This window comes from Streptococcus infantis (assembly GCF_047463315.1).
In the GTDB taxonomy this organism is placed as follows: Bacteria; Bacillota; Bacilli; order Lactobacillales; family Streptococcaceae; genus Streptococcus; species Streptococcus infantis_AB.
Genome location: NZ_JASHEB010000003.1, coordinates 95,249 through 120,479, shown reverse-complemented (window position 1 = coordinate 120,479; position 25,231 = coordinate 95,249). Strand labels below are relative to the sequence as shown.

The window sequence follows — 25,231 nt, the reverse complement described above, 5'->3', positions numbered from 1 at the left end:
ATTTTTTATTTTTTATTCAACAAAAAACGGTAACTAAATTTATAGTTACCGTTTCTACGTGGCAGCTTGTGCCAACCAGATTATTTGCACTAGGATTTCTCCTAGGTTGGTAACTATATATTATCAAATATATTTCATTTTGTCAAATAAGATAGCGCGCTTTGATTTCATCGCTTAAAATTTTCATTTGTGGTTCAAGTATTTGTGCAACCCCAATTCCATCTAAAGGATTGATTTTCTTAAAAATCTTCACTTTGTCAATAGTTGTAATTGAATCTAATTTCGCATAGGTTGTTTTATCTAGGTCAGATACATATTTTTCAAGACGTTCACCAGCCAATGCAACGCTATCTGTAAGTTTTTGAACAAGGTTTATTGCACGTTCTTTCTCTTCTAATCGACCTTCTTTATCCAATTTTGCGATAAGTTCATCAAAATCATCATATTCTCCAAAATGTGATACCAGTTCATTTTCAACCTTATCTTCAGCAGCTTTGATTAGGTGTGTAGTTAGTAAGCCAAGTCCTTCAGCTAGGTTAAACTCTAGTGGTAAATTATCGTATCCAGGCTTGGATGTTAGAGGGATAACCGTGATAGTATTTCTATTCTTTTTGTCTTCTTTGGTAAGCGTAATTGCATAATGTGGCGCAGAGAATTCTGATCCAAAGTTTATCCCAAAATCAACATAGACAAGTGTGCCGTAAGGGAATACTCTATTTCTACGACGCTTTCCTTGTATTTCACGCTCTAATTGATTGCTATAATTGGTCATACTTTGACCAAGTCTAGAGGTTTTGAAGTGATTTGGATTCTCAATGGTTAGTTGTTTCATTTTATCTGTTGAGACTGTCAATTTATCAAGATTATTTTTTTCAAATTGGTCCATTCTCTAACCTCTATACAAATCCACGACTTCACCGATAATTCGGAAGTCTGTCTCTGGTGTGATTGGCATATCCTTGTACGATGGGTTTAGGCTATGTAGGTATGCCTGTTCTTTGTCAATGACAAGCTGCTTGATATAAGCATCGCCGTTGTAGTTGAATACTCCGATAACACCGTCATTCAAGTCCACGCTGGTCTGAATGAATACTAGGTCGCCGTCGTGATAGTCAGGTTCCATGGAGTCCCCTTTGATTGGAATGACGAAGTCGGCATCGATATCTACTGGCAACTCAATCCGTTCCACTCGTACATCGTTCAAATACTGGCCTGTACCTGCAGAAGCTGGGTGGTCGTAGTAGTCGTAACTATAGAGCTGAATAGCTTCCGATACTTCGTTTTCCCTCGTTTCTCCTTCGTTTCTCTGTCGATACGTTCCGCGATTTGCTTTTTGACTCTCCCAAAGATCCTCAGAGGTACGTAGTACGATTTTCTTATTATCAGTGTTTAATTTTCGAGCCGTATTTGTAATTTTTTCTAAAAGGGAGTCTGATGGTTGTGCGGTAGAAATCTTATTTTCAATAAGGTCGGATTTATTTATATTGAAATAGTTTGCCAAAAGTTCAATTTTACCAATCCGAGGATAAGTTATTCCTTTCAACCAATCGCGAACAGTGGTGTATTTTAAATCCAAGTCTGCGCATAATGTATTTCTATCTACCCCTTTTTGTTCCATGTAGAAACTCAGATTATTGGCAAAAATTTTTTTGTTTTCGATTTTCATTTCCGCTCCTCCTTATATAGTATATTTTACGGCAAAAACGCAAAAAAGTAAAGAATAAAATAAAAAATTGCGAAAAAAACGCAAAAAACACTTGACATTGCGGTTAAACCGCAGTATAATATAATCAAGCTTAAGGAAATAACAAAAACAAATCGGAGGGAAACATCATGAACACATTAAACGAGAAAGCCATCAACATCTTTAAAGCAGTGGTTGCAGAAACCTTGCTTCAAAACACATACGAGGAACGCTTCCTCTATGGTCAGCTTGAATCATTCTGGAACAACTGCCGTCAGTTCGCTTTCGGATGGACAGAGTTGGGAGAAGAGATCGAACGCCAAGAGAGTTACCTTCTTGATGCTGGTTTCACTCAAGACGAAATCGATGACATTCGATTTGATGCAGCATTCGCAGGAATGATGGACAAAATGAATGTAGCCTGATCGGTAGCACTAGGGTTCGACTCCCTGGCAGGCTGTTGCTCATAGAGCGAAAAAAGAAATAATAGAAAGGAGAAACAATGAGACCAAGACGATATCCGTATAGTGGGAAAAGAAAAAAGCCTATCGAACGACCGATAGACTTTACGATAGATAAAGATTCTATTCTTCAGTTGGATTTTCGAATTTCCCAATCGAAACACCCAATATCTGATCTAAAAATAGACAAACGTATGGCATTTTGAATGGTCCACCGATTGAATTGGTGCGAACTTCAACATCTACTAAAAAGATTGCTGTTGGATTTTTTTCATCGTATTCAGAAAATCTAAGATCTTTTATCTTTTGAGCAATAGCAGATACGTAAGGGTAATCTGCATTATCAGGATCGTAAGGTTTGCCAATGAATTGTCCAGCAGCTGTTTGGATTATCAATTTGTGATCTGTATCTTCAGCGATAATCCCATGTGTTAGTAGAATGTCAAGTTTTGCCAAGTTGTTACTCATTTTTTGCTCTCCTTTCTGTTTAAATTTTGACTAAAACGGTGAGAGGTCCTAGTCAATAATGATTATAACATGAATAACAGAAAAGCACAACATATTGTTAATTAAATATATTTGTTTAACAACATATAGTGTCCGAGGTGTAAAAATGTGGGAACAATTAAACCGAATAATGCAGGAAAGAAATTTGAATGGCTATCAATTATCTAAGATGTCTGGGGTCAACCGTAGTTTCTTTTCTGATTTAAAAAGCGGAAAGGTGAAATACCTTTCTTGGCCGAACATATGCAAAATTGCTGATGCACTAGAAATCAGCTTGGATGAATTTAGATAAGGAGGTAGGAACGTGCCGAAAATGACATTAAAAACACTAAGGACACTCAAAAATTGGAGACAAAGTGATGCGGCAGAAGCTGTGAATGTATCAGTTGATACTTGGGGCCATTGGGAACGTGGGGTAACAGAACCTAGTGTCTCAAAAGCATATCAAATCGCTAGTGTTTTCGAGGTCTCAGTAGATGATATTATTTTTTTACCTGAAGTTGCGGTTTAACCGCAAAAAGATAGAAAAGGGAAAGGAGCAAATATGAATGAATTAAAAATAAGAGAAGATGGTATTTATTTGAATAACCAAAAATTAAAAGGTGTTCAAGCAATCAAAACAAAAAGCACGGTTGAAAGTCACCATGCTGCTGTCTACTTAAAATTTATTGCCAAGCTGATTTGAAATGAGGGGGCGAGGAAATGAGACAAAACAATATCCGTATAGTGGGAAAAGAAAAAACGTACTCCAGCTGCTATCTGAAGTACGCTACGGAAATTGTTCTGCTCAAACTAATAGCAGTAGTCAACAACACTTCGCTGGTATCGTCCCCAGCACTGTAGTTGAAATAAACTCTGATTCTCGATTTTAGAGTCTAGCTTTCCACGGCTTTTAGTGTCTAGCCAAGACGTTTCGGGAAGGCTAACTCTCCCTATTGAACCCTGCTAGCCAGGTGCGGTAGGCAAAAGGTAAACCTACAAATGAATCCAAAGTTTACTGAGACACAGTTCCTATCAAAAATTTTGCCAATTTACATTAGCTCCTTTCTTGTTAAGGATAATATAACCATATACCATTTGTGAGTGGTTGACATCGGTCTCAAGACTGATTTTTGGAGAAAATCATGGAAGATAAAATCATCGAACTTGCTGATTATTTCATCAGCGAATCTAAAACGTACAGAGAAGCTAAAATAGCATGTGAGAAGCTATTGAAACAAGTTAGCCATGAGATAGAACTCAGGGCGATGGAAAGTAATATTGTATAAACAAAAAAGCACCTGACGACAATCAGGCGCATACTAAAATAATTAAAACCATTATATCACAAAAATGCTTGCCCGCATAGTTGAGAGGATGTAGAAAATGGAAGGAATAACGTTACAATTACGATTGGACGGCGAAAGTGCTGAATTGTTCACCAATCAATTATTGGCTTTTGCTGAAAAGCAGGTCAAGGACCAGTTAGAGAATGATCGTATGCCAATCAATCAACAGGCTTTGATGAAGAAATTTGGCTTTACTCATGGCTATATTAAGAAGTTAGAACGTAAAGGATTAAGATTTCGTAAGCAAGGGAAAGATATTATGTACGATGTCAATGATGTTTATGAGATTTTAGAGTTAGAAAAACAAGTACGAAAATTAAGAGCGTAAGGAGAACAAAATGACAGAACCAACTTTATCAAGCCAAATGCTTGGCTTGGCGGCCATCTTTATCGGAATCTTTATCATGATGCTACTGACTGCTAAAAATGAAAAATCGGATGAACAAAATGTAGTAGTCATCATTGAAAAAACAGAAGATTTCGGAGAAGTTGCCCGAAGAAACTTGAAAAATAGCGACAGGAGATTCACCTATGACACTCAGCCACCTGTAGGACTCGCTTCATCGATTGAGGACGTACCACAAGTTTTTAGAGCATGCATCGAAGATTATGACAGACTGGCTCAGGACTACCTGGAAGAAGCAGGTAACAATGATTTTCTAAGAAAGCAAAATTCAGGCCTCTTAGAAGAAAATGGACGTTTGCTTTATCAGGAAATGACCATGAATTTCCGTCAGAATCCAAGAAAATGGAGGGCAAAGACATGAGTGTTAGTCGCAGTATGAATGAGTTAGAAATTCGTGTCTTAAACATGATTATCAATTGTGCGACCTTCGACTTGCCAATCCAAGCCAGTGAAATTCGTTTAGAAACTGGGCTCTCAAAACGTAAGGCAGAAGAAATCATCGAGAGCTTGCGTGTCAATTTTGGTCATCCTATCGTAGCTAAGAAGACGAAGCCGAACGGATATTACTTGCCACGAAGTGAGGAGGAGCGACAAGCTGGGCTTGCGCCTTATCGTCGTCAAATCCTAACCGAGCAGAAGAATCTTGCTGCTGTCATGAATATTGACTTAGAAAGCTACTGGAGGAAGAGTGTATGAGTGAAGATTTTAGAATACTACCTCATGATCTAGTTGCAGAGCAGTCGGTTCTGGGTGCTGTCTTTATCTCACCGGAAACGATGATATCACTTGCAGACGAATTAACTCCTGACGATTTTTACAAACCTGCCAACAAGATTGTATTTAAGACCATGTTGTCATTGCTTGAAAAAGGTGAGCCAATCGATGCTACAACTATGGTGTCTGCTCTTACCAATCAAGGTGACATCTCAAATATCGGTGGTATAAACTACGTTGTCGAATTGGTAAATTCAACACCAACTTCAAAAAATGTGGAGCACTACGCTAAACTCGTAAAAGAAAAAGCAACGCTTCGGAAAGTAATTGATGAACTGTCGGAATCACTTTCTAGTGCATATCAGGGAGGTATTTCTATCAATGAAATCATCGAAAAAACTGAAAAATCAATTCTTGATATCAGTAATCAAAATGTTGGAAATGGATTTCGTAATGTGGCTGATATTCTTGATACACATATGCAGATAGTCGAGACTCGCTCGCAGACAGATGGATTCGTGACTGGTCTGTCTACTGGCTTTGTCGGATTGGATAAGATTACAACAGGCCTTCACGAAGGGAATCTTATCATTCTTGCTGCTCGTCCTGCTATGGGTAAGACGGCGCTAGCATTGAACATTGCAAAGCATGTGGCTACGATGGAAAGAAAACCTGCTGTCATTTTCTCGCTTGAAATGGGAGCAGAGGAATTGATTGAGCGCATGGTGGCATCTGAGGGTATGATTCCAGGTTATCATTTGAAGACTGGTAATCTTAGTACAGATGAGTGGAAAAGACTTGTACATGCGCAAAGCAATCTCTATGATGCGCCTATTTTCGTGGATGATACTGCCGGTATTCGGATTTCAGAAATACGGTCAAAAGCTAGAAAATTATCTCAAGAAATGGGCGGTCTAGGCATTATCATCATTGACTACTTGCAGTTGATTACTGGTTCAAAGAGGGAGAATCGTCAGCAGATTGTTTCTGAAATTTCAAGGGAATTGAAGATACTAGCAAAGGATTTGAGGGTTCCTGTCATAGCCTTATCGCAGTTGAGTCGGTCGGTTGAGCAGAGACAAGACAAGCGCCCAATGCTATCAGATTTGCGAGAATCTGGTTCGATTGAGCAAGATGCAGACATTGTAGCTTTCTTGTATCGTGATGCCTACTACCAGAAGGAACAGGCAGATAGTCAGGAAGCAAACAACGTGACTGAGCTGATCCTGGAAAAGAATCGGCATGGCAGTCTCGGAACAGTGAAGTTGTATTTTCACAAAGAGTACACAAAATTTTCAAATGTGGAGGGGTAGATGGCAAATTGGTTTGTGAGAATCAATCACAGAAAAGAAAACAAAGATAGTTACTACTCTCAGCAAGTAGAAAGAAGGCTCTACTTTGATTTAGAAACTAAGAAGGATGTTTTGACAAAAATTAAAGAAGATTATCCAGAATATTTTTCAGAAAAGATACCTCAAAGAACTTCGAAAGGGGAATTCTTTTTTGTCAATGTTTATGAATTGAGTGAAAACTGGGAAAGTTTTTGGACCGAAAAAATTCCGTGTAAATTTTGTGGAGAAAATCCTGTCAATAGAATTGACATAAAGAACAATAATTATAGCGGTTATTATTTTTGTTGTTTAGAACATGAAGAACAATTCTATGCAAACAGGATTGCTGAAGATGTCAGAACATATAGAAGTAGCAGTGTAGTTGGTTTCATCTATAAAATCACTCATAAACAGACGGGCAAGGTTTATATTGGAAAAACTGTTAATCATCCTATTTTTCGTTGGTTCCAACATTTTAAAGCGCAGTCAGGTAGTTACTTCCATGAAGCAATGAAAGATAGCGAGATAACAGACTGGACGTATGAGGTTATAGATGTATTGGAAGAAGGTTTAGAAAAGGATTTACTAGACCTAGAAAGTAAATACATAGCTGATTTTAAAGCAACAAATCCTGAATATGGATATAACACTAAAAATTAGAAGAAAGGAGTAGTGCAATGATTAAAAAAAGTGAAGTCACTGGTTTCTTATCGTTTTTCAAATTTCCAAAGCCATTCATCTATGATGAAAAATATAAGACTTTGAGCAATAACGCTAAAATGCTCTATATGCTTCTGTTTGATAGGTTAGAACTATCTTTAAAAAATGGATGGCATGATAAAGAGGGGAACGTTTTCCAGTATTACACAAACGAACAGTTGATGATTGACTTAAATTGCAATAGCAACAAGACGATTATCAAAATCAAAAAGGAATTGAAAGATGCTGGTCTAATGACGGAAGTCAGACAAGGTATGAACTTACCAAACCGTATTTATCTTGATGCTCTTAATGGAAGTGTAGAAAGTACATTTCAGGAAGTGCAAAAAGTACACATTGGAAGTGTAGAAAATACACTTTCGGAAGTGCAAAAAGTACACACAATCAAGACTGAGAATACTAAGACTGAGAATAACAATAATAAATTGTTGATTTGTAAAGAAGTTATTTCTTATCTCAATTTGAAAGCTAAGAAGAATTTTAAGGTTGACACTGCTAGTCATCAAAAATTTATCAAGGCAAGGCTAAAAGAGGGTTATGTCCTTGAAGATTTTAAAAAGGTTGTGGACATCATGGTCGCTAAGTGGAAAGGTACAGAGTATGAACAGTATCTTCAACCACAAACACTTTTTGGTAATAAGATGGACAATTATCTGAACCAACCTATGCCACGAAAAGTTCACTCTTTTCAATCAGCAGTTGATGAAAGGCTAGGATTTTAGATGAAACAATTTAAGCAATTTAGAACTAGAACAGTTCTTGATGATGTCTGTGAAATCCATGGATGCCATCTTTGGTCTGTTAAGATTCCTATCAAGGGCAAGGTTGAGGAAATCAATCAATGTCCTGAATGTGAGAAAGAGAACATTCGACTTTTTGAAAAGCAGTTGAATATGGAATCTGAAGTAAAGAGTAAGCTTTCGGACACTTATGAGGTTTTTGCTCGTGACAGTATCGTTTCAAGTAAGCTTGCCAGCAAGTCACTACATGACTACGAGATTCAGGTTGATATTGATGAAAAGGCTATGAATTTCGTGAAGCGATTGGAACGTTGCTATGCGAAAGGTGAGATTGGCAATGCCATCATCACAGGACCTTCTGGAGTCGGGAAGAGTCATCTTACTTATGGCTTGGCTCGGTTTCTCAATGAGCAGTTCAAAGCATACGACGAGCCTAAAAGCGTTCTCTTTGTGTCAGTTGTGACTTTATTTGACAAGATTCGAGAAAGCTTTGAGTTTGACAATGGCTATTCAGAAGCTAAGATGGTCAAGCTATTGTCTGAGGTTGATTTTCTTTTCTTGGATGACCTTGGTAAAGAGAGTCGTAAGGCTGACACGAAGCGGAACGAGTGGGCGCATCAGATATTGTTCAAGATCCTGGATAATCGGACGAATACGATTATCAACACTAATCTATCTAGTGAAGAAATTAAGGAGCTTTACTCGGACGATTTTGGGAATGGTGCTTTATCAAGTCGTATCTTTGAGGGAGCAACTGGAAAGTGCTTTGTGTATCCATCCAATATGAAGGATAGGAGATACTGATGTTGACCTTATATTTTGTCTATAACGGGCATCGAAAATTCTTTCTCGGCTATCACTCACCCAAGATTTCAGAAGCACATCGGAAAGCGGACAATACGATTCGACTACGGTGCTAAGGATTGCTACTATTTAGCGACTTTTCACGAGGGGCAAACACAAATCCGCTTGATTTTTCAGATGATGATTTGCCGTTTTAAATATGTGTATAAAGGAGAAAAACAATGAAACAACAAAATGAATTTTACGCAATCGCAAAAAAAGGGACAAATAGTTTTTTAACTAAGTATCAAAACAATGAACGAGCTCTAACGTTTAGCGCGAGCTACTCTAAAGATATTCGTTTTGCTTTGATTTTTGAGAAATCGAATGATGAAACAAACGAGTCAATCCAAAACATCGCTAAAGCGTTTGGCGGTCGTCTTGATTGGTCGCCAACAAGTAAGGCGCTATTGGATGGTTTGACGGATGCGAAGTTTTGGACAGATGATAATTATCACGTTATCAAGTCAACAGACTTCAGACACGGTGGAAAGTCAGGAAATAAAAAATATAGAATTGAACTGGAGATTACAGAATGGAAAGAAGCGGACAAGTAAAAATTGAGTTATACAATGACCATTTTGAAAACGCTAAACGTTACAACATACCACGGGCGCAGTTGATTATTGCTGATATACCCTACAACCTTGGAAATAATGCTTACGCAAGTGATCCTCGCTGGTATAAAGACGGGGACAATAAAAACGGAGAAAGTAAACTTGCTGGGAAGTCTTTCTTTGACACGGACAATGATTTTAAAATCAATAACTTTTTCGATTTTTGCAGTCGCTTATTGAAGAAAGAACCAAAAGAAAAAGGACAAGCGCCAGCAATGATTGTTTTCCACGCTTGGCAACAACGAGAAATGGTTATTGAATGCGGAAAAAAACACGGTTTTAATAATGCTTATCCGCTATACTTTACAAAAAAATCAAGTCCGCAAGTCTTAAAAGCAAATATGAAGATTGTTGGAGCGGTTGAAGAAGCGACTGTTTTATATCGTGATAAGTTGCCGAAATTTAATAACAACGGCGCAATGGTATTGAACCATGCACCGTGGGAGAAGGATAACTCATATCCAAGTATTCATCCAACGCAGAAACCTATTCCAGTCTTGAAGCGATTGATTGAAATTTTTACAGACGAGGGCGATGTGGTTATTGATCCCTGCGCCGGAAGTGGTTCGACACTTCGAGCAGCCGCAGAAATGAACCGGAATGCCTATGGATTTGAAATCAAGAAAGATTTTTATAACAAAGCGCAAGAGCAAATGCTCTCAACCTTTCAAACCAGTTTATTTTGAACCGGCATATCAAACTACAATCTATGATTTTTTGGAGTAAAGATGAAAGTTAAAGAACAAATGATTGAAGAACTATCTGAACCTTGCGTGAAGTCGCTTGCACACACAAAAAGCGCTGAGCGTGATTTTTGGAAGAAGAAACTGAAAAGGTATCAAGAACAGTTAAAGGAGTTGGAAGATGAAATATAAAGTAACAGAATACAACTCAGATTTTCAAGAAGAACAAACGGGTACTTGTGATTTATGCTATGGTACTGCTTGGGTTGAAAATGGTTCAATCACAGTTGAAGATGAAAACGGAACAGAAACAGAGATTGACCTAACTGTTTGGGATTGGGGTGATTTTGACACAATCTATATTGATAATGTGGTTAATTTCTCAGCATGGCTACAAGAAAGAGAAGTTGAACCAATCGATGAAGAAACTGAACCGTGGTCGTGGTTGCATGAATTGGTAGAGAAATATAATGAGGGACAAGAAGATGAATAAGCAGGAATTGATAAGAAAGTATAAAGAATTGTGGAAAGAACACAGCCCTTTTCATGAGCCTGTACCCTATACTTCAATGGTTGAACTTTTTTTGAAAGAGTTGAAACAACTAGACGAACCCGAAAAAGTGAAAGTCCCGCAGTTTGTGGCGGATTATATTGAATACGCAAAAAAAGAAGATTATCACATCTTAGGCGCAATGAGTGAAGTCAGAAAACATGAAAACAAGGATATTGAAGATTGGCTTTATACAGATGACAATATTGAAATATTCGCTCGTGCTTGGCTTGACGGATATGAAGTAGAGAGAGGGAAGCGGTATATTGTCAAAGTTAAAAATACATTGACAAGACAAGGAACTTTAAATCGTGATAAGAGGTCAAAAAAATTTATTTTTTCAAATCCAGAAGAAAACGCACTTTATGATACAAAATTCACCCGAAAAGAACTCGAAGAAGCCGGATTTGGCTGGGTGTTTGGTTGCGAGGGTGTGGTAGTTGAGGAGGTGGAGTGATGAGGAAAATTATAGTTAATTTGCCAGACGATCTTTTCGCACACCTCCAAGCATTAAAACTATACTATGGGTATTCCACTAAATATGAAGTTATTGAGAAAGCACTAGACGAATTGATTGGTAAATGCGCTGGTAATATTGTTTTTCAACATTATCTAAGCGAAGTAAGAAATAAGCTGAAAAACGAAAGTTAGATAGTAAGGAGGTCACAGAATGAAACGTTTTATCGCAATCTGGATTTTATTGTCTGCTGGATTAAATATTTGGCAGAGTATCCACATTAAAAAACTAGAAGAAAAGTGCCCGATAGTTATCTATCGGGCCGATAATCAAGGCGCAGAAATCAAAGGCAGAGTCGTCCATAAAGAGAAGATTGGCGAACTCTACACGATCACGATACAGAACTACGGCATTTTCGTGGTATCGCAAGACAACTACGAATTTTTGAAAGTTGGGGATGAGGTAAGATTGTAATGACAAAGTACAAGAAACTAACTTACATCATCATCATTCAGGATGCAAGAGCAGGCTGCATTCATAAAAGCTAATACCAGGAAATGGAGAGCAAGATGAATAGAAGGATTAAAAAGAAGAAAGCTAAACAACTTACTCAGAAGAAACAAATAGAATTAGAAAATAAGCTTAGAAAGTTAAGTCAGGAAGAAATTGAAATTTTATCTAGAATGATAAAGCAGATAGTTTCTGACATCAGTAAGGCTTTTTCTAAAATGTTCGATAGCTTATTTAATTATTTAGAAAATTCGGAGGTAAAATTTGAAGAAATTGAGCAACAAGGAACTTCAACTACTGGACCAAGAACTATTCAAGTTCCGAGGTATCCAGCGAACCATAGATTTACGCAGGCTGGAGCTAACTACCAGAAACCCAGACATCCAAAGTGGGACTTCAATCGGAATCAGCAAACCAACAGAAACCATCGCGGTCAAGCTAGCGGATGATCCGACATTAAAGTTCCTGGAAAGCTTCAAGGAGATTGTGGACAAGCTACTTTCTAACCTAATCGACGAAGACAAGGAAATCTTCAATCTACGCTGGCAGTACCCACAACTACGCTGGGAAGAAATTGCAGACCAGAAATTTTTAAGCAATGCAACAATCTATCGCCGTCGTAGAATTATCTTGGAGCAGTATGCAATATTAAAAGGGGAATTGTAAAATGAGAAAAAAGGCTACTATTTTTCTCATGAAAATCTTGGTATTATGATAGTGTCGGAACGAGAAGACGGATAGATACCCACAAGAGCCTTTCGTTTTCAGAGGAACACCTTTCAAGAATAACCAGAACTCGCCCGACAGATTTACAGGTCAGTTGCAGAAATGCACTGGCTTTTTCATTTATCTGCAAGAAAGGAGGGAAAAGGCTATGAACTATGTTGAACCAATTCGCAACAAGGAAGACATCGACATCATGTGTGATTATCTAAAAGATTGGGACTATCGCAACTATTTGATATTCTTGACAGGGATTAACACAGGCTTACGCATTTCCGACATTCTGAATCTAAAGGTGTCTAATGTCCGTGGCTGGTATCTTTTGCTGATAGAAAGAAAAACCAAGAAACGTCGCAAGGTCAAGATGAATGCTTTTCTCAAACGGGAAATGGATAAACACATCAAAGGCAAACGTGTCGGCGATTACTTATTCCAAAGTCGCAAAGGAAAGAACAAGCCGTTGACAAGACAGGCAGCATACAGCATTATCAAGATAGCTGCTGAAGATTGTGGAGTTGAAAATGTTGGAACGCATACCATGCGAAAAACTTTTGGCTATCACTATTATCAGAAGTACAAGGATATTGCCATGCTCATGGAATTGTTCAATCATGCTAGCGCAGCAATTACCAAAAGATACATCGGTATCAACCAAGACCAACAGGACCGAGCCTTAGCAAATTTCCGTTTAGGAACATAAGAATGTGACATATTGCAGTAGTGTCAGATTGAAAAATAAGAAAGCTGGAAAACCTTTTGTTTACAAGACTTTTGAGAAAAAAGCGAAAGTGACAAAATATAGGTTAAAGATGATTGAGAGGGAAAATGGTATAGTTTTATTTTAGGAACTACCAAGCAGAGAACTTGTCAAGTAGTTTTTGAAAAATGAGAAAAAAGGGTACTATTTTTCTCACGATTTTCGTGTTATATTTGTATCATGAATTTTTGTAAACAAGTAGGACAGCTGGACGAGTTGTCCTTTTCTGTTGATGAGGATAGTGTAACATGAGAACATTTTGCATCATGAATAAACAGACAGGAAAATTTGTTTATGGAACTGACTATAGATATTCTCCTCCACACCAAAGGACAAGTGATAGACAAGCCTTGACTTATTCAAGCAAACTTAAGGTAACACTTGAGCTCGAGAAAAGAGGATGTGGTCGTAATTATGTGGTTGTCCAAGTGAAACTGGAGGTAGTCAGTGGCATTTAAACCTGTTCGTAAAACGCTGAAGTCTAGTCGCTGGGATAAGTTCCGAAGTCGTACAATGAAACGTGACAAGTATCTCTGTCAAGAATCGTTGAGATACGGCAAGACTGTTCCAGCTGAAATGGTACATCACATTTATCCAGTATCAGAATATCCAGAACTGGAGTTTGTATCTTGGAATGTTATTAGTCTGACTAACAAAGTACACGGAACCTTTCACGATAGAACCAACGACAAAGTTGTAGGGCAGGGCTTGTGGTGGCAAAGAAAACGAAAAAAATTTTTTGATGAATTTTATAAAAATCTTTCAGTCATTCACAAAGCCCCCCCTCAAAATTAAAATCACTTTGTGCCGTTGGGGACCGGGAAGGGGAAAGTTTTCCCCCTCTACGATTCTGTGAGGATTTTTGTCACATTTTTACACGAAATTTTTGGAAGGAGGGGAGTTTTTGGCAAGGCCTAAAGGACAAAGCACAATCAAAAACAGAATTGTGAAGTCCATGAAAGAAATGGGGACCTACTCAAAGCATTATGATGACATCATCGAAATCTATTCTGGCTTGCTCTATGACTACCAGAACGCACGGGAAGAGTTCTTGGCTAATGGGTCACAGTTCACAGAAGAGCATGAAACAGGTAGAGGCACCATTGTTGAGAGAAAGACACCGTTGGTTCAGTCCATGGAAAATCTTCGCAAGGATATTGTTACCTATTCGGATAGACTTGGCTTAAATCCAAAGGCTGTCGGAATCGAACCACCTAAACAAAAGGATGCTGGAGGTCTGGAAGGCATGATTGCTAATCTGCTATGATGATCAAAAACAATTCACCCAACTTCAAAATAGCGGTGGACTATGCAACTGATGTAGTCTCTGGCAAGATAATTGCTGGCAAGAGGAGAATAAAGGCTTGCCAGAGGTTTCTCGATGACCTTGCAAGCGACAAGTTTGATTTTAGAAATGAGCAGTTTGATTTTGCAGTAAAATTCATTCAGGGTTTGATCGTACACAGGAAAGGCGAATCCTTGGAGGGTATGCCCTTAACAAATACCCCTTTCATTTTGCAACCTTGGCAGATTTTCTGTATCGTCAATCTCTTTGGTTTTTATCGTAAAAATACAACAATAAGGCGTTTCACTGAAGCGCTTTTTATGTTGCCACGGAAAAACGGTAAAACACCATTTGCCTCTGCCCTGGCTTTGACAGCTGCTATCTTAGATAACCAAAGTGGCTCAAATGTGTATATCCTAGCCAACTCTCTCAAACAAACACGAGAGAGTTTTGACTTTTTAACGCATACAGTCAAGTTCTGGAAAGATAAGTCCATCAAAATCAAGGATAACAACAATGAGCATGTAATCCGTAAGGAGTTTTCCAAAGGCTCTTTCACCATCAATGCTCTTGCTGCTGAAGAAGACAATCTGGACTCATTCAACGGGAACATCATCATCCTAGATGAGATCCACGGGATGAAGTCATCCAAGAAGTACACGCTGATGAAAAATGCCCAGAGGGCTTATCGGAATAAGTTGCTTATGGCCATCACGACTGCAGGGGACAAGCCAAACGGTTTCTTGGCCCAGCGGTTGAAGTACTGCGACAAGGTTCTTGATGGAACTGTGGAAGATGACAGTTATTTCTTGTTTATCTGTGATGCGGATACCGATAAAGATGGGAAAATAGTCGATTTCACTAACCCAATCTACATCCAGCAAGCCAATCCGTCGCTTGGTGTGACGGTCGAGCTCAAGGAACTTGTCCACGATGCAGAGGTCGCATTGGCTGATCCACAGACACGGAATGAATTCTTTAACAAGACCCTCAATGTCTTCACTAACTCAATGACGGCATATTTCAATGTTCAGGACTTTATCAACTCTGATTTGAATTATGACTGGACCTTGGAAGACTTGGTTAAGTTGCCTATCAAATGGTATGGTGGTGCAGACTTGTCCAAGCTTCATGATTTGACTGCTGCAGCTCTATACGGAACTTATGAAGATGTGGACATTGTTATCACTCATGCATTCTTCCCAATTACTGCTGCACATCAGAAGGCTAATGATGATGGTATTCCATTGTTTGGTTGGGAACAAGATGGATGGTTGACCATGTCAAACACTCCAACAGTTTCCTATGACGACATCGTGAATTGGTTTGTCAGTATGAGGGATATGGGTTTCAAAATCCAACGTGTGGGATTTGATAAGAAGTTCGGTCGTGAGTTCTTCTCAGGTATGAAAAAGGCCAAGTTCAAGATTGTGGATGCTCCACAGTATTTCTGGAAAAAGTCGGAAGGCTTCAGACGAATTGAAACCAAGTCACTCAACGGGAAATTTTACTATTGCCATTCTGACGCATATGAGTATTGTGTCGGAAATGTCCGTGGGATTGAAAAGGTCGATGACATGATCCAGTATGAAAAGGTCGAGAAGTCTATGCGTATTGACTTATTCGATGCGTCGGTGTTTGCTGCTTGTCAAATGCTAGAAGATAGCGAGAAATCAGGCAACGCTTCTGCTTGGTTGAACGGAGGAAGAAATTGAAAAAACGAAAGAAAAACAACACAAATCAAATTCGGTCTGAGCCATCATCTGCTATGCAAGTCTTTGTGTCAGAGGATTTTTTCAAAAAATCCATGTCACAGGGTTATATTCGGCTTGCTGATTGTCCAGAAGTTCGGACGGCGGTTGATAGGATTGCTGACATGGTTTCGTCCATGACCATCCACTTGATGGAGAACACAGAAAAAGGCGACATTCGGCTCAAGAATGAGCTATCTCGCAAGATTGATGTCAATCCTTACAAGTGGATGAGCCGTAAGAAGTGGGTAGCCAACATTGTCAGGTCAATGCTTTTGGAAGGCGATGGGAATAGCGTTGTCTATCCAATCATTGACAAAGATGGCTTGATTGCTGACTTGAAACCATTGCCACCATCAAAAATACGATTTGACGGGACCAGCTTTGACTATCAAGTTGTCTATGATTACCAAGAAGTGTATGGATCTGACGAAGTGCTACACTTTGCCATGAATGTCCACCCTGAAAAGCCTTGGCTTGGGCAAGGGTATAGGGTTGTCATGGCTGACCTGCTGAAAAATCTCAAGCAGGCTTCTGATACAAAAAATGAATTTATGTCTGGGAAGTATATGCCATCTCTGATTGTCAAGACGGATGCCAATACGGCAGAGCTTGCTTCGGAAGAAGGTCGTGACAAGGTATTTGACATGTACCTAAAAAACTCTACGGCTGGCAAGCCATGGATTATTCCTGCTGAGATGATAGATGTCCAGCAAATCAAACCACTTAGTCTGAATGACATTGCCATCAAGGACAGTGTGGAAGTAGATAAGACAACCATTGCCAATATCTTACAAGTACCAGCCTTTTTTGTCGGTGTCGGTAAATTCGATAAAGCTGAGTTTGATAACTTTGTCACCACTCGCATACGCTCCATCGCTGAGATTATTCAACAGGAACTGACAGCCAAGTTGCTACTTTCTCCACATCACTATTTTATTTTGAACTGGAGAAGTCTACTGACTTACGACCTCAAGGCTTTGTCGGAAATTGGCTCAAATCTCTATATTCGTGGATTGATGGAAGGGAATGAAGTCCGTAATTGGATAAACTTGCCACCAAAAGAAGGGTTGGACCAGCTTGTCATTTTGGAAAACTTTATTCCAGTGGACAAGATTGGCGATCAGAAAAAACTAGAGAAAGGAGAAATAAGTGGAGAGAACAACCTATCTGACTCGTAGCTTTAAATCTGAACTTGCTGTTCGTGAACAACAAGAAGGCCAACAAGAGAAAGTAATTGAAGGTTATTTTGCAGTCTATGGCTCTGAAACAGAATTGTGGCCAGGTGCTTTTGAAGAAATCAAAAGTGGCGCATTTGATGATACTCTCGAGAATGATATTCGAGCGCTTATCAATCACAATACAGAGCTTGTACTTGGTCGTAATAAGGCTGGTACATTGACTTTGGAAGCTGATGACAAGGGACTATGGGCCCGTGTTGTTATCAACGAACAAGATACTGATGCACTTAATCTGTATGCTCGTGTTCAACGTGGAGATGTGGATCAATGTTCATTTGGTTTTAACATCATCGAAGAATCAACAGAATTCCGTGAAGATGGAACAATCAAGTGGACAATTGAGAAGATTGACCTACATGAAGTATCTATCGTAACTTTCCCAGCATATGAAGCTACTAGTGTTCAAGCTCGGAAACGAGATTTTGAAAATCTACAAAATCGGACCTTGGAAGTCCGAAAAAAACAATTAAAGGAGAAATTAACCCATGCTAAAACAACTCATGCTCCGTCGCAAAATTAAGGTCTTGAAAGAAAGCTTGTCTGAGCTGAACGACGGTAATAACTTTGATGAACGCAGTGCTCAGCTTGAAGTAGCCATCGAAGAAGCACGGTCTGACGAAGAAATCAAGGCTGTCGAAGAAGAAATCGACACTTTGACAAAGGAACAAGCTGAATATCAAGACCAAGTCGATGCTATCCAATCCGAAATTGACGAACTTGAAGAAGAATTGGCTGCATTGGAAGGCAAGGAGCCTAAAGATGAACCCAAAGAAGAACCTGCTGCTGAACCTGAAAACCGAAACAAACAAAAAGGAGAACTCTCAACTATGACACGAAACAAATATTTTGGTGGATTGACTCGCGCTGCTATGGCTGAATTGGTAGAACGCAGCGAAGTCAAGTCATTCCTAGAAAACACACGCAGTCTTATCCAAGAAAAACGTGCTGTCAATGGTTCAGAATTGACCATTCCAGAAGTGTTCTTGGAGTTGCTTCGCAACAACATGGACCAATATTCAAAACTAATCACTAAAGTTTGGCTCAAACCTGTGAAGGGCGAAGCTCGTCAGAACATCGCTGGTACAATCCCAGAAGGTATCTGGACGGAGATGATTGGAAAACTCAATGAAGTTGATTTCAAATTCAATCAAGTCGAAGTTGACGGCTACAAGGTTGGTGGCTTTACAGCTGTCCCTAATTCCATCTTGAAGGACTCAGACCTCAACCTTGCTAACGAAATTCTTTTGGGTCTCGCTCAAGCCATTGGTCTTGCTCTTGATAAGGCTATCCTTTACGGTAAAGGGACTAAGATGCCTGTTGGTATTGTGACTCGCTTGGCAGAAACCCAGAAACCTAGCTACTGGGGTAAGAATGAGCCAGACTGGACTGACCTGCATTCTACTCACTTGTCAGTAGTACCTACTAAAATCACTGATCCTATCAAATATTATCAGGAATTGGCTACTAAGCTAAATGTCATTGATGCCGACTACTCAGACGGCAATGTCTTCTGGGCTATGTCTCGCAAAACACATCAAGACTTGAAAATTAAGTTGATGAGTTTCAACTCGGCTGCAGCAATCGCGTCAGGTCTTGACAATACATTGCCTGTCATTGGCGGTGATGTTGAAGAACTAAACTTCATCCCAGATGGACATATTATCGGTGGCTTTGGCTCTCTTTACATTTTAGCAGAACGTGAGGGAGCAACCATGGCCCAATCTGAACATGCTCAATTCATCGAGGACAATACTGTCTTCAAGGGCATTGCACGTTATGACGGGCGTCCAATCTTTGGTGAGGCTTTCGTGGCAGTCAATGCATCAGGTAAAGATGGAGCAGTTGCCCCAGCACCAACAGATGTGACATTCGCTGCAGACAAGGCTAACACACCAGGTTAGGTGGTAAACCATGAAGTCAGTTGATGTAAGAGTTAAAGCACTCGTAACTTTTTCCGATAGCCAATCTCCGATTGGCCTTCGGAGAAAAGATGAGGAGTTTGTGACGGCAAAAGACCGAGTAGACTATCTGAACGGTTTGAATGAAGAACCGCTTGTAGCTGTTTTGGAGGAAATCGAAATACTGCATTCCGAATCAGTAAGTGAAAGTGTTTCTGAATCTGTGTCCGAGTTAGCAAGCGAGCTGTCCTCAGAAACCACTACAACAGAAAGCGAGTAAGCCATGGAAAATTCAGATGTCTTGAAACTGGTTAAAATGAAAGAAGGTATCAAGTCCGACAAACGCGACGAATATCTAACAAAGCTTATCAAAAGCTCTATTGATGAGTTAGAACAAGTCAAGGGCATTGCCATTGACCTGAATCTACCTCACCATGCTATCTTCGTTGCCGATTGGACATACTACCAGTACATCAACAAAGACCAGCCAACCATGCCACGCTATCTACAGCAGAAATTGCACGACTATCAAATCACATATAGGAAGCAGGCAGAGTCATGAGATGGAATGAAGATTGCACCCTAATTTCGCTTTCTGAAGAGCCGACATTGGATGAGTTGCTACAACCAACCTACAAAGAGGTAGGTGTTGAGGTATCATGCAATAAGCGGTCTCTCACACGGTCAGAGTATTATTTTGCATCACAAGCCAACATGAATCCTTCCATGGTACTTGAGGTCCACGATTTTGAGTATGACAATCAGGTGTATGTGGATTTTGAAGGAGTGAGATACGAGGTCATCAAGACATTTGAAAATGGGGATATCATCGAATTGACTTGTGAGGTAGTAAAAAATGGCACTGGATCTAACTAGCGAAATCATGTCTGCACTGGAAGAGTGGTCGGAAGAAGTTGAGCAAGAAGTTGATGAAGCTGCTAGCGATGTTGTCGATAAAGCTGTAGCCAACTTAAGGGTCAGCAGCCCAAAGATGACAGGAAACTATAGAAAGAAATGGGCCAAGAAACGATTAAAGAACGGAACTTATGTGGCATATGTCAGAGGACCTGACTATCGCCTAACCCATTTACTTGAAAATGGGCATGTCAACCGTGATGGTGGACGAACGAGCCCGCAGGTCCATATCGCACCAGTGGAAGCAGAAGCTATTGCCGAATTTGAAGAACGCATCAGGAGAATTGGCCAATGAAACTATCAGAATTTGCAGCTGTCATGAATGAATTAGGAATACCGTGCCGTTACCGTCAATTCAGGAAAGGGGAAAACCCTAAACCACCCTACGCAGTCTATTATCAGGATGGAGAGGATAATCTCAATGCTGATAATGAAGCGTATCACACTATCAAATCAGTTACGGTAGAACTGATTACTGATAAGAAAAATGAAGCATTGGAAGATACATTAAAGAGCCTGTTTAATCAAAACAAGCTCTTTTTTGAGTTTTCTGATGAGATGTACATTGAGTCAGAAGGGCTCTATCAAGTCATATATGATGTCAGTCTAATTTAAGAAGGAGAAGAACATGACAAAAAAACCAGAAAACAAAATTGAATTTGGTTTGGAGAAAGTCCATATTGCCAAAATTACCTCAGAGGATGCCCTAGGCAATTTGACTTACGACACTCCACAAGCACTACCTGGGGCCGTCGAGTTGACAATTGAGCCACAAGGAGAAACGATTGATTTCCAAGCAGACAACGTGACCTACTATGGCGGCTCAACCAACAAGGGCTACACAGGTACATTGACAATTGCTCGCTTGACCGAGTATTTCCAAACTGAAATTTTAGGGGAGAAGCTAGCTTCAGACGGAACACAGTCTGAGTTTGCTGATGCGGAGCAAGCAGCCTTTGCGATGATGTTCCAAATTGAGGGGGATAAGAATGCTACTCGTTACGTAATGTACAAGTGTACAGTTACTCGACCAAAGCAGGGTTCAAAAACTAAGTCAGGAGACCCGAACACTACGGAACTTTCCTTTGCATCAGTCCCACGATCATCTGATAAAGCTGTTAAGACTCGGACAACAGCAAATACAACCAAAGAGGTTTACGACAGTTGGTTTAAAAATGTTTACAAACCTGCAGAAGGCGTGACATTTGGAGCAACAGAAGGAGTAGGTGGCTAATGGAGCGACTTTTTCAGATTGAAGACCAAGAATTTCGCTTGGTAACTAATGGCTATACGCCAATTGCTTACAAAAATCAATTTGGCCGTGATTATTTCCAGGACTTGATGAACATGTTCCAGGGGGACGCCCTATTGAAAATGATGGCTTTGTCACAAGAACAGAAAGAAATTGATGTCAGTAAGCTAGACATGTCCATGTTGAAAGATTTCGATATGACTTTCTTTAACCGACTGTTTTGGACTTTTGTGAAATCGGGAGACCCTACGGTCAAGCCTTACGACAATTTTTACATGGATTTGGAATATTTCCCTGTCCAAGACGTCGCTCCTGTCTTAATGGAAATGCTGGAGGCAAACATGGCCACAAAAAAGCCTTCGATGACAGCGAATCTGCAAGTGATGAACTTTTTACAGTAGAGTCCTATTTATCCTGCTGTAAAGAAGTCGGTCTGTCAGTAGAGGAGCTACAACACATCACACTTGGCATGGCCCTTGACTACCAAACAGACTATGTCAATCTTCGTGATCCAGACAAACAGACCGAAGTTAAGACAAGAAGAGCTACACAAGACGATATTGATAATTTCTAAAGTGCTTTGAGAGAATTTCTACGATGAATACCTTGTTAACTCAAGGAAAACGTTGCTAGAATCGCTCTCTCAGCACTTTTATTTTTAAAGAAAGGAGGACACATGGCAGGAAAAATTAAGGGTATCAATATTGAAATTGGTGGCGACACAACCGGCTTAGATAAGGCCTTAAAAAATGTCAATAAGTCTGCCTCTGATGCCAGCAAGGAAATCAAAGAAATTGATAAAGCCTTGAAATTTGACCCTGGCAACGTTGTCTTGCTTAGCCAGAAACAGGAACTCTTGGCAAAACAGGTTTCCAACGCTAAAGAGAAACTCGAAACTTTGAAGACTGCAGAGGAGCAGGTCCAGAATCAATTTGCAGAAGGAAAGATTGGTGAAGAGCAGTATCGAGCTTTTCAACGTGAAGTTGAAACTACTAAGAATGTCCTGAAAGGTTACGAAGGCAAACTAGCAAACGTTAACCAGGCACTTGCAGAAAACGGCAATGCTACCCAAAGCAATAAGAGTCAGCTTCAGAACTTACAGAAAGAGCAGACTCGCCTTGCAAGTGAATCTGAAAAAGTTGTAAGTTCATTCAAACTACAAGAAAGCCAACTAGGAGCAAATGCTAGCGAGTCCGAAAAACTAGCTCTGGCGCAGAAAAAGATTGGCGCACAATCCTCTTTCGTCGCTAAACAGATTGAAAATCTCGAGAAGCAGTTAGAACTAACCAAGCAAGAATATGGCGAAAATTCTGTTGAAGCTAACAAAATGGAAGCTCAACTGAACCAAGCTAAAACAGCGTATTCAAATCTTTCTCAAGAGATGAAGAATTTGGGTGGAGCTGGCAAACAAGCATCTGGAACTCTGACTGAAACGAACAATCTTCTAAAAGCTGAGCTACTTAATCAATTCTCAGAGAAGCTAGCTGATATTAGTCAGAAACTTGTGGATTTTGGAAAGAATGCACTAGAAGCCTTCAGGCAAGTTGACGAAGGCATGGACACTATCGTGACCAAAACTGGTGCGACAGGCGATAGTTTGAAAGAAATGCAAGATATTGCTTCAAACATCGCGACAACTATCCCAACTGATTTCAGCAAGGCTGGTGAAGCAGTCGGAGAGGTCAACACACAATTTGGACTGACTGGTGATGCCCTCAAAGATGTATCCGTAGAAATGATTAAGTTTGCTGAAATCAACGGTACAGACATTACCAATTCAACTATTTCAGCAAGTAAAGCCTTGGAAGCTTATGAGCTATCAACTAGTGATTTAGCGAAAGTCCTAGACTCTACAACCTACACAGCTCAATCAACTGGTGTATCTGTTGATGACTTGATGAAAAAAGCTATCGAAGGCGCACCACAGATTAAAATGTTAGGCCTTTCATTTGAAGAAGGTGTAGCATTGCTCGGACAATTTGAGACGAGTGGTGTCGATGCTTCAAGTGCTTTATCAGGATTAACGAAGGCAGCAGGCTCTTACGCTACACAAGGTAAGACCTTGAAAGAAGGTCTTGTCGAAACAATCGATAAGATAAAGAATACAACTAGCGAAACCGAAGCAATGGGACTCGCTATGGAAATATTCGGAGCCAAGAAAGCACCTCAAATGATTGACGCAATCAAGCGTGGTTCTTTTGACTTCCAATCATTCGCTGAATCTGCTGAATACTCAGTAGGAGCGGTTTCAAAGACATTTGAAGCTACTCTGGATCCAATTGATAAATTTAAGACAGCACAAAACTCAGTCACGCTAGCTATGTCCGAACTAGGCGCAGCAATTGCTGAAGTTCTAGCCCCTGTATTTGAAGTGCTGGGAAACATAGTCAAAGATATTGCAGAGTGGTTCAGTGGTCTACCTGGTCCAGTAAAAGAATTCATCGTGATTTTGGGAGGTGTAGTCACAGTCGCTGGGATTCTAGTCCCGATATTCTTAACCTTGCAAGCAGCAGCAGTTGCGCTTGGAACATCCATCGGAGCAATGATTGCAGCAGCTGCACCCATAATCGGTATTGCTGCTTTAATTGTTGCCGCTATTGCAGCAGTCGTAATTGGTATTAAGTATCTATGGGACACAAACGAGGGATTTCGTGACGCTGTCATGACAGTTTGGAATGCCATTCTGGAAGTCATTAACAAAGTTGTAAGTGAAGTTTCTGACTTCATCATGAGCATGTTTGGAGTGGTTGTGGACTGGTGGACGGAAAACCAAGAGTTGATCAAGTCGTCCGCAGAAATAGTCTGGAATGCCATCTTATCTGTCATTAACACAGTCATGACAGCTTTACAGCCGCTCATTCAAGCCGCTTGGTCGAATATCCAACTAGTCATCGAGACAGTCTGGACAGTCATCAAAAAAATTGTAGAGACAGCAATCAACACTGTACTTGGAATCATCAAGGCGGTTATGCAGGCGATTAACGGTGACTGGTCTGGCGCATGGGAGACGATGAGAGGTGTTGTAGACGGCTTAATCAATGCAATCAAGTCCATCATTGAGACAGTTCTCACAGCTATTCAGCAATACATTCAAACGACTTGGCAAGCGATTGTGACCTATATCCAATTTGTACTCAACATGATTTTCAATATAGTATCCACAATTTGGAATAGCATATTGTCATTCATCAGCAATATAGTAACCTCGATTTCCAATACTATTTCTAATGTATTTAACGGAATATCGAGCACAATTAGTGGTATAATGTCTGGCATTTTTAATACTGTAAACAGTGTTTGGAATGGTATTAGAGATACTATTACGAATACCATTAACGGTGCTAGAGATGCTGTTTCCAATGCTATCAATGCTATGAAGGGTTTCTTTAACTTTGAATGGTCACTACCTAGACCGAAACTACCACGCTTCAACATCAGCGGTGGTGAGGCACCGTGGGGATTCGGTGGTAAGGGGTCATTGCCATCTATTGATATTACATGGTTTGCCAAAGGTGGTATTTTAACCAAACCAACCATTTTTGGCATGAACAGTAATGGGCTGATGGGTGGTGGAGAGGCTGGTAAAGAAGCGGTACTGCCATTAAACGAAAGCACACTTGGAATGATAGCAGATCATATCATGTCTACTGTCAAAGACAAGATTATTGTGAATGTGGAACAACCAAATCCACAACCAATCATTTTAAATATTGACGGCAAAACATTCGCTCAATTGATTGTGGGATATGTTTCAGATGCCCAAGCACAGCGTATTCAAATTATCGAAGGAGGAGGCACAGTTGGCTAAACACTACGGAATTAGATACAATGGCAGGCACTCATTTGAAGATGAAGGCT

At 39.9% G+C, this 25,231-nt stretch carries 39 protein-coding genes; 36 read left to right on the top strand and 3 right to left on the bottom strand.

Annotated elements, in window-relative coordinates; translation table 11 throughout:
- Positions 1 to 142: 142 nt before the first annotated feature.
- Together QM857_RS04275 and QM857_RS04270 are read right to left on the bottom strand one after the other, a co-directional pair.
- A complete protein-coding gene (locus tag QM857_RS04275) occupies positions 143 to 886 on the bottom strand; it encodes a hypothetical protein (protein ID WP_414275169.1) in 744 nt (247 codons plus the stop codon).
- Between the two features lie 3 nt (positions 887 to 889).
- Entirely contained in the window at positions 890 to 1,666 is a 777-nt protein-coding gene (locus QM857_RS04270; protein ID WP_414275168.1) for a S24 family peptidase, read from the bottom strand.
- Between the two features lie 167 nt (positions 1,667 to 1,833).
- Here QM857_RS04270 and QM857_RS04265 point away from each other — a divergent pair, with 167 nt between their 5' ends.
- Positions 1,834 to 2,109 (top strand): hypothetical protein, encoded by a 276-nt coding sequence (locus tag QM857_RS04265; protein ID WP_033583918.1) that lies wholly within the window; start codon positions 1,834 to 1,836, stop codon positions 2,107 to 2,109.
- Between the two features lie 159 nt (positions 2,110 to 2,268).
- Here the strand turns inward: QM857_RS04265 and QM857_RS04260 are convergent, their stop codons facing one another.
- A complete protein-coding gene (locus tag QM857_RS04260) occupies positions 2,269 to 2,613 on the bottom strand; it encodes a hypothetical protein (protein ID WP_414275167.1) in 345 nt (114 codons plus the stop codon).
- 145 nt (positions 2,614 to 2,758) lie between these two features.
- Here QM857_RS04260 and QM857_RS04255 point away from each other — a divergent pair, with 145 nt between their 5' ends.
- From QM857_RS04255 to QM857_RS04085, 35 genes are all read left to right on the top strand, one after another.
- On the top strand, positions 2,759 to 2,944 hold the full coding sequence (locus QM857_RS04255; RefSeq protein ID WP_414275166.1) for a helix-turn-helix domain-containing protein: 186 nt from the start codon (positions 2,759 to 2,761) through the stop codon (positions 2,942 to 2,944).
- Between the two features lie 12 nt (positions 2,945 to 2,956).
- The gene (locus QM857_RS04250; protein WP_414275165.1) at positions 2,957 to 3,163 is read left to right on the top strand and encodes a helix-turn-helix transcriptional regulator; all 207 of its coding nucleotides are present in this window, start codon (positions 2,957 to 2,959) and stop codon (positions 3,161 to 3,163) included.
- Positions 3,164 to 3,196: 33 nt separating this feature from the next.
- A complete protein-coding gene (locus tag QM857_RS04245; protein WP_414275164.1) occupies positions 3,197 to 3,337 on the top strand; it encodes a hypothetical protein in 141 nt (46 codons plus the stop codon).
- A gap of 439 nt (positions 3,338 to 3,776) precedes the next feature.
- Positions 3,777 to 3,920, top strand: coding sequence for a hypothetical protein (locus QM857_RS04240; RefSeq protein ID WP_000389584.1), 144 nt, complete (start codon positions 3,777 to 3,779; stop codon positions 3,918 to 3,920).
- A 97-nt stretch (positions 3,921 to 4,017) separates the two neighbouring features.
- Positions 4,018 to 4,308 (top strand): hypothetical protein, encoded by a 291-nt coding sequence (locus tag QM857_RS04235; protein ID WP_414275163.1) that lies wholly within the window; start codon positions 4,018 to 4,020, stop codon positions 4,306 to 4,308.
- 10 nt (positions 4,309 to 4,318) lie between these two features.
- Positions 4,319 to 4,747, top strand: a complete 429-nt coding sequence (locus QM857_RS04230) for a hypothetical protein (RefSeq protein ID WP_414275162.1) — start codon at positions 4,319 to 4,321, stop codon at positions 4,745 to 4,747.
- Positions 4,744 to 5,082 (top strand): hypothetical protein, encoded by a 339-nt coding sequence (locus QM857_RS04225; RefSeq protein ID WP_414275161.1) that lies wholly within the window; start codon positions 4,744 to 4,746, stop codon positions 5,080 to 5,082. Before QM857_RS04230 ends, QM857_RS04225 begins: the two co-directional genes overlap by 4 nt.
- Positions 5,079 to 6,413, top strand: coding sequence for a replicative DNA helicase (dnaB, locus tag QM857_RS04220; RefSeq protein WP_414275160.1), 1,335 nt, complete (start codon positions 5,079 to 5,081; stop codon positions 6,411 to 6,413). The genes QM857_RS04225 and dnaB overlap by 4 nt, the downstream gene beginning before the upstream one ends.
- The gene (locus QM857_RS04215) at positions 6,414 to 7,091 is read left to right on the top strand and encodes a GIY-YIG nuclease family protein (RefSeq protein WP_414275159.1); all 678 of its coding nucleotides are present in this window, start codon (positions 6,414 to 6,416) and stop codon (positions 7,089 to 7,091) included.
- Positions 7,092 to 7,108: 17 nt separating this feature from the next.
- The gene (locus tag QM857_RS04210; RefSeq protein ID WP_414275158.1) at positions 7,109 to 7,873 is read left to right on the top strand and encodes a conserved phage C-terminal domain-containing protein; all 765 of its coding nucleotides are present in this window, start codon (positions 7,109 to 7,111) and stop codon (positions 7,871 to 7,873) included.
- Complete coding sequence (locus tag QM857_RS04205; RefSeq protein ID WP_414275157.1) at positions 7,874 to 8,695, top strand: ATP-binding protein; 822 nt, start codon at positions 7,874 to 7,876, stop codon at positions 8,693 to 8,695.
- Positions 8,696 to 8,916: 221 nt separating this feature from the next.
- Positions 8,917 to 9,291 carry a hypothetical protein gene (locus QM857_RS04200; protein WP_414275156.1) on the top strand — a complete coding sequence of 125 codons (375 nt, stop codon included), beginning with the start codon at positions 8,917 to 8,919 and terminating at the stop codon, positions 9,289 to 9,291.
- Positions 9,270 to 10,037 (top strand): DNA-methyltransferase, encoded by a 768-nt coding sequence (locus tag QM857_RS04195; RefSeq protein ID WP_414275155.1) that lies wholly within the window; start codon positions 9,270 to 9,272, stop codon positions 10,035 to 10,037. Before QM857_RS04200 ends, QM857_RS04195 begins: the two co-directional genes overlap by 22 nt.
- Before the next feature lie 42 nt (positions 10,038 to 10,079).
- Positions 10,080 to 10,226 carry a hypothetical protein gene (locus QM857_RS04190; RefSeq protein WP_414275154.1) on the top strand — a complete coding sequence of 49 codons (147 nt, stop codon included), beginning with the start codon at positions 10,080 to 10,082 and terminating at the stop codon, positions 10,224 to 10,226.
- Positions 10,216 to 10,527: a hypothetical protein gene (locus tag QM857_RS04185; protein WP_414275153.1), complete on the top strand. Its 312-nt coding sequence runs from the start codon at positions 10,216 to 10,218 to the stop codon at positions 10,525 to 10,527. The genes QM857_RS04190 and QM857_RS04185 overlap by 11 nt, the downstream gene beginning before the upstream one ends.
- Positions 10,520 to 11,041, top strand: a complete 522-nt coding sequence (locus QM857_RS04180) for a DUF1642 domain-containing protein (RefSeq protein WP_414275152.1) — start codon at positions 10,520 to 10,522, stop codon at positions 11,039 to 11,041. Before QM857_RS04185 ends, QM857_RS04180 begins: the two co-directional genes overlap by 8 nt.
- Complete coding sequence (locus QM857_RS04175; RefSeq protein WP_414275151.1) at positions 11,041 to 11,235, top strand: hypothetical protein; 195 nt, start codon at positions 11,041 to 11,043, stop codon at positions 11,233 to 11,235. Before QM857_RS04180 ends, QM857_RS04175 begins: the two co-directional genes overlap by 1 nt.
- A 19-nt stretch (positions 11,236 to 11,254) precedes the next feature.
- Positions 11,255 to 11,515 (top strand): DUF1372 family protein, encoded by a 261-nt coding sequence (locus QM857_RS04170; RefSeq protein WP_414275150.1) that lies wholly within the window; start codon positions 11,255 to 11,257, stop codon positions 11,513 to 11,515.
- Between the two features lie 300 nt (positions 11,516 to 11,815).
- Complete coding sequence (locus QM857_RS04165) at positions 11,816 to 12,217, top strand: transcriptional regulator (protein ID WP_138030407.1); 402 nt, start codon at positions 11,816 to 11,818, stop codon at positions 12,215 to 12,217.
- 208 nt (positions 12,218 to 12,425) lie between these two features.
- Entirely contained in the window at positions 12,426 to 12,974 is a 549-nt protein-coding gene (locus QM857_RS04160) for a site-specific integrase (RefSeq protein ID WP_054365603.1), read from the top strand.
- A gap of 305 nt (positions 12,975 to 13,279) precedes the next feature.
- A complete protein-coding gene (locus tag QM857_RS04155) occupies positions 13,280 to 13,489 on the top strand; it encodes a hypothetical protein (protein ID WP_414275149.1) in 210 nt (69 codons plus the stop codon).
- Between the two features lie 55 nt (positions 13,490 to 13,544).
- Positions 13,545 to 13,826 (top strand): HNH endonuclease, encoded by a 282-nt coding sequence (locus QM857_RS04150; protein WP_263480687.1) that lies wholly within the window; start codon positions 13,545 to 13,547, stop codon positions 13,824 to 13,826.
- A gap of 109 nt (positions 13,827 to 13,935) precedes the next feature.
- Positions 13,936 to 14,298 (top strand): P27 family phage terminase small subunit, encoded by a 363-nt coding sequence (locus QM857_RS04145; protein WP_414275148.1) that lies wholly within the window; start codon positions 13,936 to 13,938, stop codon positions 14,296 to 14,298.
- Entirely contained in the window at positions 14,295 to 16,031 is a 1,737-nt protein-coding gene (locus tag QM857_RS04140) for a terminase large subunit (RefSeq protein WP_414275147.1), read from the top strand. Before QM857_RS04145 ends, QM857_RS04140 begins: the two co-directional genes overlap by 4 nt.
- Positions 16,028 to 17,248: a phage portal protein gene (locus tag QM857_RS04135; RefSeq protein WP_414275146.1), complete on the top strand. Its 1,221-nt coding sequence runs from the start codon at positions 16,028 to 16,030 to the stop codon at positions 17,246 to 17,248. Before QM857_RS04140 ends, QM857_RS04135 begins: the two co-directional genes overlap by 4 nt.
- Positions 17,220 to 17,828 (top strand): HK97 family phage prohead protease, encoded by a 609-nt coding sequence (locus QM857_RS04130; protein ID WP_054368725.1) that lies wholly within the window; start codon positions 17,220 to 17,222, stop codon positions 17,826 to 17,828. The genes QM857_RS04135 and QM857_RS04130 overlap by 29 nt, the downstream gene beginning before the upstream one ends.
- Positions 17,794 to 19,209, top strand: a complete 1,416-nt coding sequence (locus QM857_RS04125) for a phage major capsid protein (RefSeq protein ID WP_054365594.1) — start codon at positions 17,794 to 17,796, stop codon at positions 19,207 to 19,209. The genes QM857_RS04130 and QM857_RS04125 overlap by 35 nt, the downstream gene beginning before the upstream one ends.
- 10 nt (positions 19,210 to 19,219) lie before the next feature.
- Positions 19,220 to 19,486 carry a hypothetical protein gene (locus QM857_RS04120; protein ID WP_414275145.1) on the top strand — a complete coding sequence of 89 codons (267 nt, stop codon included), beginning with the start codon at positions 19,220 to 19,222 and terminating at the stop codon, positions 19,484 to 19,486.
- Positions 19,487 to 19,489: 3 nt separating this feature from the next.
- On the top strand, positions 19,490 to 19,768 hold the full coding sequence (locus QM857_RS04115; RefSeq protein ID WP_414275144.1) for a hypothetical protein: 279 nt from the start codon (positions 19,490 to 19,492) through the stop codon (positions 19,766 to 19,768).
- Positions 19,765 to 20,082 carry a phage head closure protein gene (locus QM857_RS04110; RefSeq protein ID WP_054365589.1) on the top strand — a complete coding sequence of 106 codons (318 nt, stop codon included), beginning with the start codon at positions 19,765 to 19,767 and terminating at the stop codon, positions 20,080 to 20,082. The genes QM857_RS04115 and QM857_RS04110 overlap by 4 nt, the downstream gene beginning before the upstream one ends.
- Positions 20,063 to 20,416, top strand: coding sequence for an HK97 gp10 family phage protein (locus QM857_RS04105; protein ID WP_414275143.1), 354 nt, complete (start codon positions 20,063 to 20,065; stop codon positions 20,414 to 20,416). Before QM857_RS04110 ends, QM857_RS04105 begins: the two co-directional genes overlap by 20 nt.
- Positions 20,413 to 20,736, top strand: a complete 324-nt coding sequence (locus QM857_RS04100; protein ID WP_054365586.1) for a hypothetical protein — start codon at positions 20,413 to 20,415, stop codon at positions 20,734 to 20,736. Before QM857_RS04105 ends, QM857_RS04100 begins: the two co-directional genes overlap by 4 nt.
- Positions 20,737 to 20,749: 13 nt before the next feature.
- The gene (locus tag QM857_RS04095) at positions 20,750 to 21,355 is read left to right on the top strand and encodes a major tail protein (RefSeq protein WP_414275142.1); all 606 of its coding nucleotides are present in this window, start codon (positions 20,750 to 20,752) and stop codon (positions 21,353 to 21,355) included.
- Complete coding sequence (locus tag QM857_RS04090) at positions 21,355 to 21,774, top strand: hypothetical protein (RefSeq protein WP_414275141.1); 420 nt, start codon at positions 21,355 to 21,357, stop codon at positions 21,772 to 21,774. The genes QM857_RS04095 and QM857_RS04090 overlap by 1 nt, the downstream gene beginning before the upstream one ends.
- Before the next feature lie 275 nt (positions 21,775 to 22,049).
- Entirely contained in the window at positions 22,050 to 25,181 is a 3,132-nt protein-coding gene (locus QM857_RS04085; RefSeq protein WP_414275140.1) for a phage tail tape measure protein, read from the top strand.
- The last annotated feature ends 50 nt before the right edge of the window (positions 25,182 to 25,231 follow it).